The sequence below is a fragment of the Pigmentiphaga litoralis genome (genome assembly GCF_013408655.1).
GTDB classification, from domain to species: Bacteria; Pseudomonadota; Gammaproteobacteria; order Burkholderiales; family Burkholderiaceae_B; genus Pigmentiphaga; species Pigmentiphaga litoralis_A.
The window spans coordinates 4,047,435-4,065,766 of the sequence record NZ_JACCBP010000001.1 but is presented as its reverse complement, the minus strand read 5'-3'; the positions used below and the strand labels follow the sequence as shown (position 1 = coordinate 4,065,766).

Here is an 18,332-nt window from a genome sequence, read left to right as displayed (position 1 = left end):
ATCAACAGCTTTAAACCTAAAGCTTATCCATCAGGGCCGGGCGCCCGGAGGTAGTCATGAAGGCATGGGAATCCAATCCGAAGACATTGCTGGCGGTTGCAGCGACGCTTGCCCTGGCAGGCTGCGGCGGAAGTGACGATGGCCCGCCGGCGCCCGTTGCCGACTCGGTGTTCGTCAACGGCAAGGTACTGACCGTTGATGGTGCGTCCAGCGTGGCGCAGGCCTTCGCGATCAAGGACGGAAAATTTCTTGCCGTGGGCTCGACCGACGCCATCCGGCGCAATGCCGGACCCAACACCCAGGTGGTTGACCTGAAAGGCCGCACGGTGATTCCGGCACTTTCCGATAACCACTTCCACAGTGCCGGCGGCGGACCGAACATCGACATTTCCAAGACGCGGTCCCTGGCGGAACTGTTTGCCAAACTGTCCGAAGCCGCCGCCAAGGCCGCGCCCGGAAGCATCCTGGTTTCGAACAGTGACTGGCACGAAGCGCAGCTGAAAGAGCAGCGCCTGCCCACCGCGGCCGAACTGGAAGCCGCCGCGCCCGGGTATGCCACGGTGCTGGTCCGGGGGGGACACAGCTACTTCCTGAGCACGACATCGCTTGCAAAGTGGAACATCACGCCGGCCACGGCGGTCCCTGCGGGGGGCGCCATCCCCAAGGATTCCGCCGGCAGACTGACCGGCGAGCTGGTGGACACGGCCCGCCGCCTCATCACCCTTCCGGCCACGCCAGCCGCAACCATCGAAGACGTTGCGGCCGAACAGAAGGTGCTCAATTCCTACGGCCTGGTCAACGTGCGGGTCCCTGGAACGTCGGTCGCGGTCTACAAGCAGTACCAGCAACTGGCGGCCGACAAGCGATCGTCGGTGCGCTACAGCGTCTTGTTCCGCGGCACGCCGCAAAGCCTGGCCGAAGCCGGCGTCAAACAGAATGACGGCGACGAGTGGGCGCGCGTGTGGGGCATCAAGCTTGCCGTGGACGGCGGCTTCGAAGGTGGCCTGATGACCAAGCCGTACGCGGAACCGATGGGTCAGAACGGCACGTACTACGGACTGCAGACGGTCACCCAGACCGCGTTCAACGAGCAGGTGATCGCGTTGAACCGCGCGGGCTGGCGCGCGGCAACGCACGCCGTTGGCGATGCTGCTGTCGACCAGGTGCTGCAAGGGTATCAACAGGCCAATGCCGACAAGGACATCCGGCAGGCGGGATGGACCATCGAACATGCCTTCATCACCCGGTCGGACCAGTACCCGGCCATGAAGGCGCTCAATCTTCGTATGTCGCTTCAGGACCACTTGTATCTGGTCGCGCCGGTGCTGAAGAACTACTGGGGCGAAGAACGCGCGTCGCAGGTCTCGCCCGCCAAGACCTTGCTCGACCAGGGCTTGCAGGTGTCAGGTGGCACCGATGCGTCGGTCATTCCGCTTAACCCGTTCTGGGTCATGTACCACTTCATCACACGCGACTCCATCACCGGCGGCGTCGTGGGTGTCAACCAGGCGGTGTCACGGGATACGGCGTTGCGCATGCTGACCATCAACTACGCCCAACTGACGGACGAGACGGCCATCAAGGGCTCGATCGAACCCAACAAGCTTGGCGACTTCGTGGTGCTGTCGGGCGACTTCATGGCCATGCCCGCGGCCGAACTGGAAGACCTGAAAGCCGTGGCCACGTTCGTGGGTGGCAAGAAGGTGTACCAGGACCCCGTGCTGACATTCTGACGTTCCGAGGTGAAGCATGATTCACGACCTGCCCGCGTGCCTTGCGCGATGGATTGCTCCGGTGGTCGTCGCGCTTGCGTCGACGCTGCCTGTTCTTGCGCATGCCCATGAGCACGCGCCGGAGGTCGTGAATCCGCACGGCGATCATCAGCATGACACCCGGGAATTGTCGGCGGCGGATTTCCGGAACCCCCCGGCGAATCTGGTCCTGTGGGGGACCCTGGCCAAGACCTATGTGGCCCGGAAAAACGGCGGCGTGTTCACCGCCACCTTCCCGCCTGCCGTTCGATCCCTGGACGGCAAGCGGGTGACCCTGGTCGGCTTCGTGACTCAGGTGCGGGATCGCCAACCCAATCGCCAGTTCCTGGTCAGCGCAACGCCCATTCTGTGCACGCACTGTACGCATCCCGATCCAGCGGCGATCGTGGAGGTGAACACCAAAAGGCCCTTTGCCGGGTCGAACGAACCGGTGCGTGTGCGAGGCACCCTGCAACTGGTGACCGATGCGCCCAACGCCCTGGTGTACCGGCTCAATGACAGCGACGTGGTGACGAAGTTTTGATGCGAGGCCAGGCCCCGCGCGGCGCCTAGCCCGTATTCAACATCTGCCACAGCCGTTCCGCGCTCGACCCAAGGAACTTATCGTCGCGGTACAGCTTGATCGCCACCGGAATGCTCCATTCCGGTCCGGCCGCGGGGACGAGGGCGCCGCTGCGCAGGTCGTCTTCGACCAGCGTCTTGGGCAGCCATGCGATGCCGCGGCCATCGAGCACCATGGGGCGCAGCACCGAGGCCAGGTGCGCGGTGAACACCGTGCGGTTCGTGAACTGGTCCAGGCGCCGATCGAGCAGCGCATGCATGATGCGGCCCAGGCCGGACTCGTCGCTGTAGCGCAGGATGGGCACCACATGGCCTGCCTCGTCGCGCAGCGGGTGCATGGCATTGCCTTGGCCATCGGCCACGGATAGCGGAAGCAGCACGTCGGTGCCGATCTGCGTTGACGTAAATGGCGCGGAGTCGAGCACGCCGTGCGCGGCCGCGTGGGCATGGCTCAGGAGAAACTGGACCTTGCCATTCAACATCAGTGCTTCGCATCGCTGCAGCACGTCCGACATCAGCTGCACCGGACCGAGCGGCGTGTTCGATTCCAGGCTGCGCAACCAGCGCGGCAGGAAGGTGAACGACAGCGCGTGCGTGGCCGCCAGGCGCAGCGTGGCCGAGTTGGCTTCGGCTAGCCGCTGGGCCTCTTCGGGTACGCGCGCAACGCGCGCCAGGATGTCCGTGGCTACCGTGCGAAACCATTCGCCGGCCTCGGTCAGTTCAGCGGGTTGGGAGCTGCGGTCGAGCAGCTCGACCCCCACCCACGATTCCAGCGCACGGATGCGGCGGCTGAATGCCGGCTGCGAACAGTGCCTGTCTTCCGCTGCACGCGAAAAGTTGCCTGTGGCCGCTACCGCCAGAAAGTCTTCAAGCCACAAGAGATTCATGATCGGTTCGTCCAGTGCATGGTTTGAGAAGAAATTAGCATTGGTTGTAAATGGCGAAAAACCTCACTATTGAAAAGCGTTTCAGAGGAGAAGACCCGTCATGCACAACATGGGAATGCGCTCCAGCACCCACCCAGGCAGTGCCTCGAATGATAAGCCCGGAGCCAGTCCGGAGCCAGCCCATGCATTGCTGCACGCCGCCGAAGCCGGGCAGGTGGACGTGTGCGAACAGTTGCTGAAAGACGGCGTGGACGCCAACTCAAAGACAGCGGACGGGCATACGGCGCTGCACCTGGCAGCCAAGGCAGGGCACACCGCAATCATCAGCATGCTGATCGATCACGGTGCCGACCCGACCCTGCAGACGCCCCTTGGCAACACACCTTTGCATGGCGCGGCCTACACCGGTCATTTCGATGCGGTGTCGATGCTGCTGGCGCGGGGCGCAGACCCGGCGCTACGGAATGGCAAAGGGCAGACCGCCCGGGACAGGGCGCAGGAATGCGGCATGACCGAGGTGGTGCAACGCCTGCCTGCATGACCCGCACCAACAACAAGAATCAGGAGACAGCATGAAAACCGTAGCACTCGCCTTGGGCAGCCTTGCGCTTGCCTTGACGTCCGCCGTGTCGGCGCAAAGCTGGCCGAGCCGCCCGATCAAGGTCGTCGTGCCGTTCGCGGCGGGGGGCAACGCCGACATCACGGCGCGCCTGATCGCCAAGCAGCTGTCGGACGATCTGAAGACGCCGGTCGTGGTGGAAAACAAGCCGGGCGCCAACGGCATCATTGGTCTTGAAGCGGCCCGCATGGCGGCGCCCGATGGCTACACCTTGCTGGTTGCGCCCAGCAGCCCGCTGGTCGTGAACCCGGTCCTGTACAAGAAGGTGCCGTACGACAGCGTGAAGGACTTCGAACCGATCAGCCAGATCATCACGTATCAGTACGTCCTGGTCGTGCCCACGGCATCGAAGATCACCACGCTTCCGGACCTGGCAAAACAAGCCAGGGAAAAGCCCGGCGCGCTGACCTACGGATCGTCGGGCGTGGGCGGGGGTGGCCACCTGGCGGGTGAATTGCTGGCGCTGCAAATGGATGCAAAGCTCAACCATATTCCGTACAAGGGCACCGCGCCGGCGCTGGCCGATCTGTTGGGGGGCCAGCTGTCGTTCACGTGGGACACAGTGATGACGACAGTGCCGCAAGTGCAAGGGGGCAAGTTGCGGCCGATCGCCGTGTCGGGACCGCAGCGCACGGCGTCGCTGCCCGATGTGCCGACCATGCGCGAGCTTGGCTACAAGAATTACGAGATCACGCAGTTCGTGGGCCTGCTCGCACCTGCGAAGACGCCGCCACAGATCATCGAGCGTCTGCATGCAGGCGTGCAGAAGGCGATCAAGGCGCCCGAGGTCATCAAGGCGCTCAAGACCGACGGCGGCAACGACCTGGTCGGCAGTTCGCCGGCCGAGTTCAAAAGCCTGATCGCCAGCGAACTGGCGTTCTATCGCAAGCTCGTCAGCGACGCCAACATCAAGGAAGAATGATGTACGAGGTGAATGTATTGGTCCAAGGCTTTCCCGGCCGCGCCGTGTGTCATGGCGGGCTGGGGTGGAGCACCGTCACCCTGCTTCGCGGTGAAGGCCGCACGATCCTGGTCGACGCAGGCGGGTATGCGACGCGTCCCGAGATCGGCAAGCAGCTGACGCGGCTCAAGGTGTCGCCAACCGACGTGACCGATGTCGTGCTGACGCATGCGCATCACGATCATGCCTGCAACTTCACGCTGTTTCCGGATGCCACCGTGTGGATCGGCCGCAAGGAACTGGAGTGGGCTGTTGCTGAAAAGCCCGGCTTCAATCCGCTTGCGGAACTGCATGCCCGCGAACTGTCGATTCTGCCGCGCGTGAATCGCCTGGAAGGCGGGCAACGGTTCATCGATCACTTCGAGGCGGTGGACGTGCCAGGCCACACCCCTGGTCATCTCGCGTACTACTTCACGGGCAATCCGCAGCCCATCCTGTTCACCGGTGATGCGGCAAAGAACCGTGCCGAGCTTTTGTCCAAGGACGTGGCCATGACGCTGGACGCCGCCGTCAGCGCGCGCAGCATCGAAACGATCTGGCAGTACTGGCGCGCGCAACCGGGCACCATCCTGATCCCGGGACACGACCTGAGCATGACGCTGGATGCCGACGGCAAGCCGCTGTATCAGGGTGAGCGGCGGGCAGGCATCGAAGCCTGGTTCTCTGAAACGATGGAAACCACCACCTTGTTTGACCTGACGGGGAACGGTGGCCCGTGGGCGCAGTACCGAGACGAATGATCAAAAAAGGCGCAAAGCCTGGTGTGCCATGAGGAGACAAATCTTGACCACGAATTCCACGCGCGCAATCCTTGCCGCACTGTTTGCCACGTCCACGGTGCTTCTGACCGCCTGTGGCGGCGGGGGCGGCAACGACCCTGTCGGCACCAGTCCGCCGGCCACGCAGGAACCTTCGACGCCGGTGGCGGTGAACGCGGCGACCGTGACGGTGAACGGTGTCGAGCGCAGCTATGTCGAATACGCGCCGGCCAAGGTGGCCGATCTGCGGGAATACGATGCGCGGGGAGTGCGCGTCGTGATTGCGCTGCATGACGATGGCAGCGATGGGAACGCCTATGCGCAGCGGACCCGGTGGACGGAACTGGCCGACGAGCATGGCTTTGTGGTCGCGTTCCCCAACGCTGCGCAATCGAAGTGGAACCTGACGGGCGACGCCAATGCGGGCGACGAGCTGGCCTACGTGAACGCGGTGGCGGCAGCCATGCGCACCAAGTACGCGCTGGTTGCCACCATTCCCACCTACCTGACCGGGACGGGCACGGGCGGGGCACTGGCGCAGCAACTCGCCATGCGGGCGCCGAACCTGGCGGCGGCCGTGGCGTCGATCAACGGAGTCGCGCCGGCGCCGACCTTCAACCGCACGGACCTGCCCCCTTCCGCCATGGGCGCCTGGATCATCCGGTCCGCCGACACACCGCTCACTACCACCGAGACCCTGCAGGCCGCCTACTGGCAGAAAGCGAACGAGACGGACCAGGCCCCCAAGGTCCAGGCCACGGACCTGGCAACAGATACAACCTACGCCAATCAGGCCAACCCCCTGCAGCAAGTCCGGATATCGTCGTTGAAGCCCGGCGTGACCGCGGACGGAAGGGCCGTCACGCGGATGATCTGGAATTCGATGTTCGATGGCGTGGTGCGCTTTGCCGATGACACCCGCGTGAACGGCACGCTGCATGCCAACCAGACCATTGCATCGATGAAACTGGTTGAGGCCGTCAAGGAATTGCGTCCGGGCAGCACGCGCCGCTGGCTCACCTACGTGCCCTCGAACTATGAAGCGCTCAAGGCGTCAGGCAAGAAGGTGCCGCTGCTCTTTTCCTATCATGGCCGCAATGGTTCGGCCCGGTTCCAGGCGCTGATCACCGAGTGGCCCAAGGTCGCGGAAGAAAAGGGCTTCATCGTCGTCTTCCCGCAGGGCATCGGCGCGACGTGGGCGGTGCCCATGGAAGCTGACGCGCGCGACATGCTGTTCTTCCAGGACCTGTATGCCGAGGTCACCAAGACCTACAACATCGACACGACACGGGTGTATCTGAACGGATCGTCGATGGGCACCGCGATGAGCAACCGCATCGCAGTCCAGCAGCCCAATCTCTTTGCGGCGCTGGCCCTTTGCTACTCGGGCCACCTTGGCGCGGCAAGCTACGCCAATCCTATCGTGCGAACCGACATTGCCATGCCGGTCTGGCAATGCCGCGGGGGTGACGAACTGGACTCCGAATTTCCGGGCAGCGAACCCGCAGCGCGCGAGTTCTGGCGGTCGACCGTCAACAAGCACAAGGGGCCACCCGTCAACATTGTCGATGGCCGCCGAAAGATCGAAGTATGGTCCGATGGCCTGGCGGAATATCGCTGGCAGGTGACCGACAAGATCGGGCACTTCTGGCATCCCGGGCAGGCCAGGCTGATGTGGGAACAGATGCTGTCGAAGTATTCCCGCGCGCCCAATGGCGCGTTGCAGCGGCAGGACTGACGTTGCATAGTCGGGGCTGACGTCTCAGCGCCCCGCCACCTTGTCGGGAAACCGCGCCATCAACCAGTCGATGAATACCTGCAACCGGTGCGTGACATGCCGGTTGCTGGGATACACCACATGGAAGGGGTAGGCGGCGGGGCGCCACGGCTTCAGGATCTCCACCAGCGCCTTCTGTTTCAAGTCGTTTGCGGCTGCATAGTCAAAGGTCTGCACGATGCCCAGGCCCGCCACGCAGGCGGCCAGGTGCGCCGTGCTTTCGTTGATGCCCATGCGGTGTTCGATCTTCAGTTCGGTTTTCTCGCCGCCGCGTTCGAAGCGGAACGGAAAGGCGCGGCCGCTTTGCGTCGACACATAGCTGATCAGCTTGTGGCCGTTCCTGAGTTCTTCAGGGTAGGCCGGCACGCCATGCTGCTTCAGGTAGGCTGGAGATGCGCACGTGATCAGGGTGGCCCAGCCGATATGCCGCGCGACCAGTGACGAGTCGTCCATGGGCCCGCCGCGGATCACGCAGTCGACACTGTCGCTGATCAGGTCGACGGCGCGATCGGACACGCCCAGGTCGATGCGGATGTCCGGATAGCGCTTCATGAAATCGGGCAGGAGCGGAATCAGCACACAGCTGGCGGTCGAGCTGCCGATGTCCACCCGCAGGTGGCCGCGGGGCTTGCCTTGCGCCACATTGAACGACGCATCGATGTCGTCCAGGTCATGCAGAACGCGCGTGGCCTTGGCGTAGTAATCCTGGCCTTCGGCCGTGACCGTGACCCGCCGCGTCGTGCGCTGAAGCAGGCGCACGTTCAGATGCGATTCCAGTTCCTGCACCAGCTTGCTGACCGTGGCGTTGGGCATGTCCAGCGCGTCGGCCGCGCGCGTGAAGTTGCCGGTCTCAACGACCCGCGCGAACACGCGCATTGCCAGCAATTGATCCATGTTCTGCCTGCCTTGACCGGTCGATGTATCTTGCATTATCCATCCATGTAGATAGTCTTTCCATTGCACGCCCTTTTTCCATCAATGGTGCGCTCCTACAGTGAGATCCATGGCATCGCAGCCACGAAACAACTCAACGATTTGGAGCGCAAGATGGAACACACTTTGAACGACAAGATTGCCCTGGTGACCGGAGGCAGTTCGGGCATCGGCCTGGCCGCGGCTCAGGAACTCGCGCGGCAAGGCGCACGGGTATTCATTACCGGACGCCGGCAGGAAGAACTCGACGCGGCCGCAGCCACGATCGGCGCCGCGGCCACGGCCATCCGCGCCGACGCATCGGTGCTGTCCGACCTGGACCGCGTCTATGCCCAGATCGCGAAGCAGGCCGGCCGGCTCGACATCCTGTTCGCCAACGCAGGCGGCGGCGACATGTTGCCGCTCGGCGCGATCACCGAAGAACACTTCGACCGCATCTTTGGCACCAATGTGCGCGGGCTGGTGTTCACCGTGCAGAAGGCCCTGCCGTTGCTGACGCATGGCGCGTCGATCATCCTGACCTCGTCGACGGCATCGATCCAGGGCACCGCCAACTTCAGCGTGTACAGCGCCAGCAAGGCCGCGGTGCGCAACTTTGCGCGCTCCTGGGCGCTTGACCTCAAAGACCGCGGGATCCGCATCAACGCCGTGAGTCCCGGGCCGGTTCGCACGCCCGGTCTGGGCGGTCTGGCCACCGAGGCGGAACGCCAGGGCCTGTTCGATTACCTGGCCGCGCAGATCCCCCTGGGCCGCCTGGGCGAGCCCGGCGAGATCGCCAAAGTCGTGGCCTTTCTTGCCTCGGACGCGGCCAGCTTCGTGAACGGCACCGAGATGTTCGTCGATGGCGGGATGGCACAGGTATGAGCGCGCAAGACTTGATCGACGCCCACTTCGCGATCTGGAATGATCCCGATCCCGCGTCCCGGCTGCCGCGTTTTGCGGCTGTCTACCGTCCCGACGTGGTCGTTGCCGACTACGAGGGCGAAGTGACCGGGTTCGCCAAGGTCAACGATCTGATCGACAGGGTCCAGCGTGAGAACGCCGGCTTCGTCTTCACGCCGGAACCGGTGGTGTGGAACCACGGCCTGGGTCGGGTCGTGTGGGGCTACGGCCCGCCAGAGGATCCGGATCGGGTTCGTGGAGAAGATATCTTCACAATCCGGGAGGGCTTGCTGGCGACGTTGCACGTGTTCATTGACGCGGGGGGATGACGTCAACAGTGGCCTTCCAGCCCGTTTAGGGCGGTCACCCACCGATCCGGCCGTGAGCCAGTAGAATCTAACCAATTACTCACGCTGGATCCACAGGGAAGCCGCAATGAGCCCGCAAGAAACACCGTCGTCATCGGCGCCAGGCAAGCGCGTTCTGATCGTCGATGATGACACGATGATGGTCGAGATTCTTGCGCAGTTGCTGGAAGGCGCGGGGCATGCGGTCAGCACCGCGAACGACGGGCAGGCGGCGCTGCTGGCGGCGCAGGACATCCGGCCCGACGTGGTCCTTTTGGATATCGATCTGCCCGGGATGGACGGTTATGAGCTGGCGCGGCGGCTGCGGGCGGACCCGCGTGGTGGCGCCATGACCATCGCCGCGTTGACGGGGCATGGGCGCCGCGGGGACAAACACCTGGCGTTCCAGGCGGGCATCGACCGGCGTTTCTGCAAGCCGGTCGGCAGCCAGGAATTGATTGCGTTCATCAACCAGCCGGCTGGCGCGACCGCAGCAGCAGTACCGCCAGCAGCGTCGATATCAGCGACCCCGCCAGCACCCCCAGCTTGAGCTGATCCTGCAGCGGGGCCGAATCGGGAAAGGCCAGCAGGCCGATGAACAGGCTCATGGTGAAGCCGATGCCGCACAGCGCCGCCAGGCCATACATCTGCTTCCAGGTGGCTTGCGCCGGCAGGGTGGCCAGCCCGAGCGCGATGACCGCGGCGCTGGTCAGGAAGACGCCCAATTGCTTGCCCACGAACAGGCCCAGCGCCACGCCCAGCGGCACCGGTTCCATCAGCGCCGACAGGCTCATGCCCGCGAACGATACGCCGGCATTGGCGAAGCCGAATACGGGAACGATCAGGAAGGTGACCCAGGGCTGGATGCCGTGTTCCATCGTCAGCAAGGGCGATCCGGCGTCGGGTGTGGACCGCGTGCGCAGCGGCACGGTAAAGGCCAGGATGACGCCGGCCAGGGTCGCGTGGATACCTGACAGCAGCACCAGCAGCCAGAGCAGCGCGCCCAGCGCGATATACGGCAGCAGGCGGTTGACGCCGACGCGGTTCAAGGCGATCAGTGCCAGAGTGACGAGGCCCGCGCCGCCCAGCGCGACGGCATCCAAAGACGTGGTGTAGAACAGCGCGATGATGACCACGGCGCCCAGGTCGTCGATGATGGCGAGTGCCATCAGGAAAACGCGCAAGGACACCGGCACGCGCGGCCCGAGCAGCGACAGCACCCCCAATGCAAAGGCGATGTCGGTGGCCGCGGGAATGGCCCATCCGCTGGGGTGGCCGGTGGGCCCGAGGTTGAATGCCAGGTAGATCAGCGCGGGGCCGATCATGCCGCCCAGCGCTGCGCTGCCCGGGAGGATGCGACGCGGCCAGGATGAAAGCTCGCCTTCCAGCACTTCGCGTTTGATCTCGAGGCCGACCAGCAGGAAGAAGACGGCCATCAGGCCATCATTGATCCAGTGCAGCACGGACAGCCCGCCCACATACGACGCAAGGGTGCGCTGGTACAGGTCGGCAAGCGGGGAGTTGGCAACAAGAATGGCCAGTGCAGCGGTGATCATGAGGATCACGCCGCCTGCGGCGCTGTGGGCCAGCAGGGACTGGAGATAACGGGTAGGACGCGCGAGGGAATAGGGCGTGCGGTCAGGCATGCTGAGGAGTTCCTATATGAAGTTCAACAGGTTCTCCGTTTTTATGAACCCGGGTTTTTCACCCGAATTCAAAGCACACGCAGCACGTCCTTGTTAAGTATTTTAGCGCAGCAGGAACCAGGCATCTGTCACGAAGTGTTGTCCGTGTTCCTGCCGCGCGGTCATGGCGTCAGGGCGCCGATGCCTTGGCCCCCGACGCCTTGACCAGCTTGGCCCACTTGTCGGTTTCCGACGCGATGTAGGTCGTGAACTGTTCCGGGGTCGACGGGATCACGCGCAGCGACATCGTCTCGTTCACTTTCACCACCTCGGGGCTCTTCAGGGCCTGCGCAATGGCGGCGTTCATCTTGGCGATGATGGGCTTGGGCGTGCCTGCCGGGGCGATGATGCCGCCCCAGGCCACGGCTTCGAATCCGGGAAAGCCGGACTCGGCCATGGTAGGCACGTCGGGGTATTGCGGCAGGCGCTGCGCGCTGGTGACCGCGAGAGGCTTCAGCGTCTTGTTGGCGATGAACTGCTGCACGCCATTCACGTTGTCGAACATGATGTCGACACGCCCGCTGACCAGATCCGACAAGGCCTGCGCGCCGGTCTTGTAGGGCACATGGGTGATGTCCAGCTTGGCGGTCGACTTGAGCATTTCACCGGTCAGGTGGCTGCCCGATCCGACACCCGTGCCCGACGCAAAGTTGACCTTGCCGGGATTCGCTTTGGCATACGTGACGAGGTCCTTCAGCGAGTTCGCCTGGAAGTCCGGCCGTGCCACGAGCATGTACGCGTTTTCAAACAACAGGCTGATCGGTTCGAAGCTTTTGACGGGGTCGTAGGACAGGTTGTCGAAGAAGCTCTTGTTCACGGCCAGCGTGATGTTGTTGCCGAAGCCCAGGGTGTAGCCATCGGGCTTGGCGCGTGCAATGTTCTGCGTGCCGACCACGCCGCCCGCGCTGGCGTAGTTTTCAACGACCACGGTCTGGCCAAGGATCTTGGAGAGGCCTTCGGCCAGAGGACGCACGGCGGCATCCGGACCGGAGCCGGCGCCATACGGCACGATCAGGCGGACCGGCCGGTTCGGCCATTCCTGTGCTGTGGCGACGGAGGCAGTTCCCAGCAGTGCAATACCCAGCAGCAGTGTCAATTTCATGGCGAGTCCTCAGGCGATGTGTGCGCCGTTGTCCGGCTAACCCGGTGTCAGTTGGAAGAAGCAAACAGCAGATCGATGACACGCCGCGTCCAGGGAGACGTGGCGGATTCGATATCAAGCGCAGCGCTGAAGTGGTCGCCGTCGACGATCAGGACGTCATGCGCAATGGCGTCGCGACGCATGGCGTCGGCGGTGGCGCGATTGCCGGCGATGATGCGCGGGAAGTCGTTCGTGGCATAGGCCAGCAAGGTGAATGGCATGCCGCGATGCAGGTGGCTGATCGGACTGGCATCAGGCGCTTCCGACGCATCGCGCAGCACCATCTGGTGCGTGCGTTCTTCGCCGCTTCCGGGTTGCCGGTCGGGATACCGCACGTCCAGCGGCGCGCACAACGGCACGCACGCACGCAGGCAGGACGATGGAACGCCTGCGGCTTCCAGCTTTTCCGTTTGCCACGCCGTCAGCATGGTCAGGTGGCCGCCTGCCGAATGTCCGCCAAGAACGATGCGCTGCGGATCGCCACCGTGCTCGCGAATATTCCGATGCACCCAGGCCAGGGCCTGCCGGCAGTCATCTGCCATCTCGTCCCATTTGTGCTGGGGGGCCAGGCGATAGGACACGGAGACCAGAATGGCGCCGGCGGACGTGATGGCGGGCGCTAGCAGGCCCATCCATTCCTTGTAGCCGTTCGTCCAGGCGCCCCCATGCGCAAACACCAGCACGGGCGCGCCTTCAGGCGGGCATGTCTGCGGCAGATAGAGGTCGACGGTCTGCTTCGGATCGGTTCCATAGGCCACGTCGACGACACGCTTGCACTGCTGCGCGGCGGCGTCGGATCGGCTCAGTGTGGACCGGGCATAGTCTTCCGCCTCGATCGGAAAGATCGGGGGCTGTGGAGGCAGGTGGGCAAACCGCATGGGCATCTCCGGTAGAAGCCGCCAAAGCTAAAGAAAGTACGTATACGTGTCAACGTTATTTTTCGGTCGACGGTTAGGCTCGGGTATGTTCAGCTGATGCTTGCCACCGTAGCACGGCCGGCATATCGGCCGCCTGCAGGCATGCTCATCCATGAAGTGAACCCCCGTATGGCTCTCAAGCATGCGGGGAGGCAGCATACCTGTCCGGACATTTCGAGCAATGGCTAGGGAAAACCAGTAGCGCCGGGCATGCGGAATTGTTTGACCTGGTCCCGCATGACTGCATAGACTAGGATTATTGAGACGTATACGTACGAAAGCGATCGTAGCGAGATCGCCGATGCCCATCGCGGGTGTTGTCCAGGTGCCTTCCACAGCCGCGCGGGTAAAGCGGGGAAGACAGCTATCCAATTGATGCTTCACGATGAAAAAGGATATGTATGTCGGACGGAAAAATTCTTGCGGGCTTTCTTGCCCCTCACCCCCCTCACCTTGTCTACGCCGAAAATCCTCCGCAGAACGAACCTCGGTCCGAGGGCGGCTGGGAGCAATTGCGTTGGGCCTATGAACGCGCCCGCGCCAGCCTCGACGAACTGAAGCCGGACGTGCTGCTGGTGCATTCGCCGCACTGGATCACGCAGGTTGGTCATCACTTCCTGGGCGTCAAGAACCTGTCGGGGAAGTCGGTCGATCCCATCTTCCCGAACCTGTTCCGTTATGACTTCGAACTGGAAGTCGACGTCGAGCTTGCGCAGGCGTGTTGCGATGAAGGCCGGGCCCGGGGCCTGATCACCAAGATGATGAACAACCCGAAGTTCCGCGTGGACTACGGCACGATCACGACGCTGCACATGATCCGCCCGCAGTGGGACATCCCCATCGTCGGCCTGTCGGCAAACAACACGCCGTACTACCTGAATACGCAGGAAGGCCAGGAAGAGATGGAGCTGCTGGGCCAGGCAACGCGCGAGGCGATCCGCAAGAGCGGCAAGCGCGCCGTCCTGCTCGCCAGCAACACGATGTCGCACTGGCACTTTCATGAAGAGCCCGAGATTCCCGAAGACATGTCCAAGGAACACCCGGTCAGGTATGACGGGTACAAGTGGGACATGCGCATGATCGAACTGATGCGCAAGGGAAAGATGCGCGAGACCTTCGATCTGCTGCCGACCTTTATCGAAGAAGCCTTTGCCGAGTTCAAGTCGGGCGCATTCACGTGGATGCACGCCGCGATGGGTCATCCGGAACTGGCCGCCGAGCTGCATGGCTATGGCACGGTCATCGGGACCGGCAATGCGGTCATGGAATGGAATCTGGACCGTGCCGGCCTATCGTCCATCGAGTCGGGCAACGCTGCCACAAGCGCGCCTGCCACTGCCACCGCCTGAGCCAAGGATCCAGATATGACCGTTGTTTCCGCTTTTCTGGTGCCGGGCCTGCCCTTGCCGCAACTGCGCCCCGATGTCCCGGCCTGGGGCGCCCTGGCCTCCGCCTTTTCAAGCGCGGGCGAAGCCCTGGCGGCGTCACGGCCCGATGCCGTCCTGGTGTATTCCACGCAGTGGTTCGCCGTGCTCGATGAACTCTGGCTGACGCGTGCACGAAGCACAGGTCTGCATGTGGACGAGAACTGGTACGAGTATGGCGAGCAGTCCTACGACCTGGTGTGCGACACGAACCTGGCCGAGGCCTGCGTGGCCGGAGCGACCCGTCACGGCATCCGTTCACGCGGGGTCGACTACGACGGATTCCCTATCGATACCGGCACGATCTCCGCAGCCACGCTGATGAACTTCGGCACATCGGCATTGCCGTTGGTGGCCGCAGCGAACAATCTCTATCACGACGGCGACACCACGGCGCGGCTTGCCGCGGCGGCGGTCGAGTGCGCGACCGAGCAGGGCAAGCGGCTTGCCGTGGTCGGCGTGGGCGGTCTGTCGAACGTCATGTTCCGCGAAGAGATCGACGTGATGGAAGACCGGATCCAGGACCCGGAGCACGACGAGTGGAACAAGCGTCTGCTCGGTGCCATCGAGTCCGCCAAGACCGACGACGTGCTCGCGATGTTGCCCGACTATGGACAGCACGCCCGTCCGGACATGGGCATGAAACATCTGCACTGGGTGCTGGGTGCGCTTGGGTCCCGCTACAGCGCGGCCAAGGTGCATGGCTACGGGCCCATGTACGGCAGCGGTGGCGCGGTCGTCGAATTCAAGCCCTGACGGCCGCAGGCCCAGGCATATCCATCGATTCACAAGGTAGATCATGACAGTTGACACGAAGGCGCAGGTCGTCGAAGGCAAGGCCGTCCCCCGCGGCCGATTCCCCCACATCAAACGCGCGGGCGATTTCCTGTTCGTGTCGGGCACGAGTTCACGACGTCCCGATGGCAGCTTCGTTGGCGCCCATGCCGATGCGTTTGGCACACAAACGCTGGATATCCGCGCGCAGACTCGTGCCGTCATCGAGAACATTCGTGATGTGCTGGCCAGCATGGACGCCGGGCTGGGGGATGTCGTCGAGATCTGCGCCTATCTGGTCAGCATGAATGACTTCGGCGGCTTCAATGAAGTCTATGGCGAGTACTTCGATTTCGACGGTCCGACGCGCACCACCGTGGCCGTGCATCAGCTGCCGCATCCGCATCTGGCGATCGAGATCAAGGCCATCGCATACAAGCCAACAACAACTCACCACTAGGAAGTCATGTTCCAACGAACCCTGCTGTCCGCATTGCTGCTGGCCTGCGCCAGCGCCGCCTCCCACGCCGCCGATGTGACCCTGGTCGACAAGGTCGGCCAGTGCCCGAACGCTTCGCCGGCCGGCATGCGTCCGGATGAAGTCGCGTTGTTCCGTCAGTTGCAGATTCGCGGCGCGCAGTCCATGCAGGACGCGACGCGGGTCTACTACGGCGAAGGCCTCGATCAGTATGGCGACTTGCGTTTGCCCAAGGGCACCGGCCCCTTCCCGCTTGCCATCGTGGTGCACGGCGGCTCGTGGAAAGCGTCCGTGAACTCGGACTACACCGCGCCGGTGGCCAAGCTGCTGACCGACGCCGGCATCGCGACCTGGAACATCGAATACAGCCGGCTGGGCAGCGGCGGCGAATGGCCCGGATCGTTCAAGTCGGTGGCGGCTGCCGCCGACTATGTTCGCGTGCTGGCGGAGCGTTATCCGATCGACCTGAAGCGCGTCATTTCCATCGGTCATTCGTCGGGCGGACATTACGCGCTGTGGCTGGCGGGCCGTCACAAGCTGAACGCCTCGGCGCCGGGCTATGCGCCGACGCCGCTCAAGCTGGTCGGTGTGGTGTCGCTCGATGGCACGCCTGACCTGCGTGCGTTTGCCGCGTTGCCGCGCGGCAAGACGGTCATTCCCGAGCTGCTGAATTCGGGCGCTGATCCGCAGTGGGAAAAGAACTATGCGGTGGCGTCGCCGGTGGACCTGTTGCCGCTGGGCGTGCCGCAGTATTTCCTGACGCAGGAAAGCGATCGGCTGGCATCCATCATGTCGTACATGGACAAGGGCAAGCAGGGTGGCGACACCATGACGTACGACATTGCCTGCCCTTCCAGTCACTTCGTGACGGCAGACACGCAAAGCCCGGCCATTGCTGGCGCGATCGTGAAAGCGTCGAAAGCGTTCGTGAAATGATGATGGCGTCTTCCCCCGCAAGCCCGCGCGTCGTCGTCCCCACCAAGGCGCTGCCTGCGCCCCGATTCCGGTACAGCCCGGTAGTCGTGGCCCATCCCTTTGCGTTCGTGTCCGGACTCGTCGGGCTCGACCCGGCGACCGGCGCGTTGGCAACGGGGGGCGCCTACGGGCAGACCGTGCAGATCCTGGCCAACTTCACGGCCCTGTTGCAAGAGCAGGGCTGGTCGCTGTCGCAACTGGTCGTCGCCCGGTTGTTCTGCACGTCACCCGATGGCGCCGCCAGCATGAACCAGGCGTGGGAAGAGCTTTTCAAGGACGAGGTGCCCCCGGCCCGCACGTCGGTCATCGTGGCCGGCCTGCCGTTGGGCGCTGAAGTTGAAATCGAGTTCCAGTTGGTCCTGACGCAGGGCGCCTAGCCCGAAATCTGCTGCGGATCCGGGCGGCCCGTCGTTCCACGCGGGCACCCGGGCAGGCTTCTGAAATTAAAAAATTCCCGAAATTTGCCACATTTGCCACCGCAATACCCCATGCGCAGATGTGGCAAAAAGTCGGGTTTTTTTGAGCCGGAGTACCTGCCGGGCCGCCCGGTTGCCGAAACCGTCACCCGTCTGTCGAGACCGTCACCGCTTCCCATTCCGCGATGTCGCGTTCCAGCGCCGCCATCTTTTCCCGCACCAGCTTCAAGGCATCGCTGCCGAGCAGGAGGTGCGCGGGAGGGTGGTCGAGCGCGATGACGGCGAGCATTGCTCGCGCGGCCTTGGCCGGATCGCCCAGCTGCTTGCCACTGACCTGCTCCCGCGCCTTGCGGATCGGATCGAAGATGGCGTCGTAATCAGGGATCGACCTTGGCGTGCGCGCCATGGACCTGCCCGCCCAGTCCGTGCGAAACGAGCCGGGCGCCACGGCGGTGACGGCGATGCCGAGCGCGGCGACCTCCTTCCCCAGCGCTTCCGAGATCCCTTCCAATGCGAACTTGCTGCCGCAGTAGTACGTGATGCCCGGCATCGTGATGTAGCCGCCCATGGACGTGATGTTGACGATGTGGCCGCGGCGGCGTGCGCGCATATGTGGCAGCACCGCTTTCATCATGGCGACCGCGCCGAACACGTTGACGTCGAACTGCCGCCGCAGGTCCGACATCGGCGATTCTTCCATCGTGCCTTCGTGACCGTAGCCCGCGTTGTTGACCAGGACATCGATCGGACCCACGGTCGCCTCGATCTCTGCAACGACCCCGTCAATGGCGTCAACGTCGGTCACGTCCAGCACGCGCCCGAACGCTGCATGGGTCGACAGGGACTCGAAGTCCTGTTTCGCCTGCACGCTACGTACGGTGCCCACAACGGTATGGCCTGCGGCCAAAGCTTCTTGCGCCAGCGCGCGGCCAAAGCCGCTGCTGACGCCGGTAATGAGCAAGGTCCTGCTGCGCATCCTGCGCTCTCCTGAAAAGGGATGGAGGATGCATGCTAGTCTGACGGTC

At 63.7% G+C, this 18,332-nt stretch carries 20 protein-coding genes; 14 read left to right on the top strand and 6 right to left on the bottom strand.

Annotated elements, in window-relative coordinates:
* Positions 1–56: 56 nt before the first annotated feature.
* Positions 57–1,733 (top strand): amidohydrolase, encoded by a 1,677-nt coding sequence (locus HD883_RS18545; RefSeq protein WP_179582742.1) that lies wholly within the window; start codon positions 57–59, stop codon positions 1,731–1,733.
* A 16-nt stretch (positions 1,734–1,749) separates the two neighbouring features.
* Positions 1,750–2,295, top strand: coding sequence for a DUF3299 domain-containing protein (locus HD883_RS18540; RefSeq protein WP_179582744.1), 546 nt, complete (start codon positions 1,750–1,752; stop codon positions 2,293–2,295).
* Positions 2,296–2,320: 25 nt separating this feature from the next.
* Here HD883_RS18540 and HD883_RS18535 read toward each other — a convergent pair whose 3' ends face one another.
* Positions 2,321–3,220 (bottom strand): LysR family transcriptional regulator, encoded by a 900-nt coding sequence (locus tag HD883_RS18535; protein ID WP_179582746.1) that lies wholly within the window; start codon positions 3,218–3,220, stop codon positions 2,321–2,323.
* A gap of 187 nt (positions 3,221–3,407) precedes the next feature.
* Here HD883_RS18535 and HD883_RS18530 point away from each other — a divergent pair, with 187 nt between their 5' ends.
* Genes HD883_RS18530 through HD883_RS18515 form a run of 4 tightly spaced genes read left to right on the top strand, consistent with a single transcriptional unit; the run spans position 3,408 to position 7,296 of the window.
* Positions 3,408–3,761 carry an ankyrin repeat domain-containing protein gene (locus tag HD883_RS18530; RefSeq protein ID WP_179582748.1) on the top strand — a complete coding sequence of 118 codons (354 nt, stop codon included), beginning with the start codon at positions 3,408–3,410 and terminating at the stop codon, positions 3,759–3,761.
* A 31-nt stretch (positions 3,762–3,792) separates the two neighbouring features.
* A complete protein-coding gene (locus HD883_RS18525) occupies positions 3,793–4,761 on the top strand; it encodes a Bug family tripartite tricarboxylate transporter substrate binding protein (RefSeq protein ID WP_179582750.1) in 969 nt (322 codons plus the stop codon).
* Positions 4,761–5,540, top strand: a complete 780-nt coding sequence (locus tag HD883_RS18520; protein ID WP_179582752.1) for an MBL fold metallo-hydrolase — start codon at positions 4,761–4,763, stop codon at positions 5,538–5,540. The genes HD883_RS18525 and HD883_RS18520 overlap by 1 nt, the downstream gene beginning before the upstream one ends.
* Positions 5,541–5,583: 43 nt before the next feature.
* On the top strand, positions 5,584–7,296 hold the full coding sequence (locus tag HD883_RS18515; RefSeq protein WP_179582755.1) for a PHB depolymerase family esterase: 1,713 nt from the start codon (positions 5,584–5,586) through the stop codon (positions 7,294–7,296).
* A 24-nt stretch (positions 7,297–7,320) separates the two neighbouring features.
* Here the strand turns inward: HD883_RS18515 and HD883_RS18510 are convergent, their stop codons facing one another.
* Positions 7,321–8,229: a LysR family transcriptional regulator gene (locus tag HD883_RS18510; RefSeq protein ID WP_179588470.1), complete on the bottom strand. Its 909-nt coding sequence runs from the start codon at positions 8,227–8,229 to the stop codon at positions 7,321–7,323.
* 153 nt (positions 8,230–8,382) lie between these two features.
* Between HD883_RS18510 and HD883_RS18505 the strand changes: the two genes are divergently transcribed.
* The 3 genes from HD883_RS18505 (at position 8,383) to HD883_RS18495 (ending at position 10,047) form a co-directional block, all read left to right on the top strand.
* Positions 8,383–9,132 carry an SDR family NAD(P)-dependent oxidoreductase gene (locus tag HD883_RS18505; RefSeq protein ID WP_179582757.1) on the top strand — a complete coding sequence of 250 codons (750 nt, stop codon included), beginning with the start codon at positions 8,383–8,385 and terminating at the stop codon, positions 9,130–9,132.
* Positions 9,129–9,479, top strand: coding sequence for a nuclear transport factor 2 family protein (locus HD883_RS18500; RefSeq protein WP_179582759.1), 351 nt, complete (start codon positions 9,129–9,131; stop codon positions 9,477–9,479). The genes HD883_RS18505 and HD883_RS18500 overlap by 4 nt, the downstream gene beginning before the upstream one ends.
* Before the next feature lie 106 nt (positions 9,480–9,585).
* Positions 9,586–10,047 (top strand): response regulator, encoded by a 462-nt coding sequence (locus HD883_RS18495; RefSeq protein WP_179582761.1) that lies wholly within the window; start codon positions 9,586–9,588, stop codon positions 10,045–10,047.
* Here the strand turns inward: HD883_RS18495 and nhaA are convergent.
* From nhaA to HD883_RS18480, 3 genes are all read right to left on the bottom strand, one after another.
* Entirely contained in the window at positions 9,965–11,143 is a 1,179-nt protein-coding gene (gene nhaA / locus HD883_RS18490) for a Na+/H+ antiporter NhaA (RefSeq protein ID WP_179582763.1), read from the bottom strand. The two genes, HD883_RS18495 and nhaA, sit on opposite strands and share 83 nt — an antisense overlap.
* Positions 11,144–11,312: 169 nt before the next feature.
* Complete coding sequence (locus tag HD883_RS18485; RefSeq protein WP_179582765.1) at positions 11,313–12,284, bottom strand: Bug family tripartite tricarboxylate transporter substrate binding protein; 972 nt, start codon at positions 12,282–12,284, stop codon at positions 11,313–11,315.
* A gap of 47 nt (positions 12,285–12,331) precedes the next feature.
* Positions 12,332–13,201: an alpha/beta hydrolase gene (locus HD883_RS18480; RefSeq protein WP_179582767.1), complete on the bottom strand. Its 870-nt coding sequence runs from the start codon at positions 13,199–13,201 to the stop codon at positions 12,332–12,334.
* A 440-nt stretch (positions 13,202–13,641) separates the two neighbouring features.
* On the opposite strand from HD883_RS18480, the gene HD883_RS18475 reads away from it, so the two are divergent.
* Genes HD883_RS18475 through HD883_RS18455 form a run of 5 tightly spaced genes read left to right on the top strand, consistent with a single transcriptional unit; the run spans position 13,642 to position 17,268 of the window.
* Positions 13,642–14,589 carry a tRNA U-34 5-methylaminomethyl-2-thiouridine biosynthesis protein gene (locus tag HD883_RS18475; RefSeq protein WP_179582769.1) on the top strand — a complete coding sequence of 316 codons (948 nt, stop codon included), beginning with the start codon at positions 13,642–13,644 and terminating at the stop codon, positions 14,587–14,589.
* Positions 14,590–14,604: 15 nt separating this feature from the next.
* Complete coding sequence (locus HD883_RS18470; RefSeq protein WP_179582771.1) at positions 14,605–15,420, top strand: tRNA U-34 5-methylaminomethyl-2-thiouridine biosynthesis protein; 816 nt, start codon at positions 14,605–14,607, stop codon at positions 15,418–15,420.
* A gap of 43 nt (positions 15,421–15,463) precedes the next feature.
* The gene (locus tag HD883_RS18465; protein ID WP_179582773.1) at positions 15,464–15,898 is read left to right on the top strand and encodes a RidA family protein; all 435 of its coding nucleotides are present in this window, start codon (positions 15,464–15,466) and stop codon (positions 15,896–15,898) included.
* Between the two features lie 6 nt (positions 15,899–15,904).
* Positions 15,905–16,852 carry an alpha/beta hydrolase gene (locus HD883_RS18460; RefSeq protein ID WP_179582775.1) on the top strand — a complete coding sequence of 316 codons (948 nt, stop codon included), beginning with the start codon at positions 15,905–15,907 and terminating at the stop codon, positions 16,850–16,852.
* A 2-nt stretch (positions 16,853–16,854) separates the two neighbouring features.
* The gene (locus tag HD883_RS18455; RefSeq protein ID WP_179582777.1) at positions 16,855–17,268 is read left to right on the top strand and encodes a RidA family protein; all 414 of its coding nucleotides are present in this window, start codon (positions 16,855–16,857) and stop codon (positions 17,266–17,268) included.
* Positions 17,269–17,452: 184 nt separating this feature from the next.
* Here HD883_RS18455 and HD883_RS18450 read toward each other — a convergent pair whose 3' ends face one another.
* A complete protein-coding gene (locus tag HD883_RS18450; RefSeq protein ID WP_179582779.1) occupies positions 17,453–18,283 on the bottom strand; it encodes an oxidoreductase in 831 nt (276 codons plus the stop codon).
* Positions 18,284–18,332: the final 49 nt, after the last annotated feature.

Excerpts from the sequence above, each read along its gene's own strand:
- HD883_RS18475 (WP_179582769.1), top strand. The coding sequence starts at position 13,642 with ATGTCGGACGGAAAAATTCTTGCGGGCTTTCTTGCCCCTCACCCCCCT.
- HD883_RS18505 (WP_179582757.1), top strand. The coding sequence starts at position 8,383 with ATGGAACACACTTTGAACGACAAGATTGCCCTGGTGACCGGAGGCAGT.
- HD883_RS18465 (WP_179582773.1), top strand. The coding sequence starts at position 15,464 with ATGACAGTTGACACGAAGGCGCAGGTCGTCGAAGGCAAGGCCGTCCCC.
- HD883_RS18485 (WP_179582765.1), bottom strand. The coding sequence starts at position 12,284 with ATGAAATTGACACTGCTGCTGGGTATTGCACTGCTGGGAACTGCCTCC.
- HD883_RS18495 (WP_179582761.1), top strand. The coding sequence starts at position 9,586 with ATGAGCCCGCAAGAAACACCGTCGTCATCGGCGCCAGGCAAGCGCGTT.
- HD883_RS18520 (WP_179582752.1), top strand. The coding sequence starts at position 4,761 with ATGTACGAGGTGAATGTATTGGTCCAAGGCTTTCCCGGCCGCGCCGTG.
- HD883_RS18480 (WP_179582767.1), bottom strand. The coding sequence starts at position 13,201 with ATGCGGTTTGCCCACCTGCCTCCACAGCCCCCGATCTTTCCGATCGAG.
- HD883_RS18540 (WP_179582744.1), top strand. The coding sequence starts at position 1,750 with ATGATTCACGACCTGCCCGCGTGCCTTGCGCGATGGATTGCTCCGGTG.
- nhaA (WP_179582763.1), bottom strand. The coding sequence starts at position 11,143 with ATGCCTGACCGCACGCCCTATTCCCTCGCGCGTCCTACCCGTTATCTC.
- HD883_RS18535 (WP_179582746.1), bottom strand. The coding sequence starts at position 3,220 with ATGAATCTCTTGTGGCTTGAAGACTTTCTGGCGGTAGCGGCCACAGGC.
- HD883_RS18460 (WP_179582775.1), top strand. The coding sequence starts at position 15,905 with ATGTTCCAACGAACCCTGCTGTCCGCATTGCTGCTGGCCTGCGCCAGC.
- HD883_RS18525 (WP_179582750.1), top strand. The coding sequence starts at position 3,793 with ATGAAAACCGTAGCACTCGCCTTGGGCAGCCTTGCGCTTGCCTTGACG.
- HD883_RS18510 (WP_179588470.1), bottom strand. The coding sequence starts at position 8,229 with ATGGATCAATTGCTGGCAATGCGCGTGTTCGCGCGGGTCGTTGAGACC.
- HD883_RS18455 (WP_179582777.1), top strand. The coding sequence starts at position 16,855 with ATGGCGTCTTCCCCCGCAAGCCCGCGCGTCGTCGTCCCCACCAAGGCG.
- HD883_RS18545 (WP_179582742.1), top strand. The coding sequence starts at position 57 with ATGAAGGCATGGGAATCCAATCCGAAGACATTGCTGGCGGTTGCAGCG.
- HD883_RS18500 (WP_179582759.1), top strand. The coding sequence starts at position 9,129 with ATGAGCGCGCAAGACTTGATCGACGCCCACTTCGCGATCTGGAATGAT.
- HD883_RS18450 (WP_179582779.1), bottom strand. The coding sequence starts at position 18,283 with ATGCGCAGCAGGACCTTGCTCATTACCGGCGTCAGCAGCGGCTTTGGC.
- HD883_RS18470 (WP_179582771.1), top strand. The coding sequence starts at position 14,605 with ATGACCGTTGTTTCCGCTTTTCTGGTGCCGGGCCTGCCCTTGCCGCAA.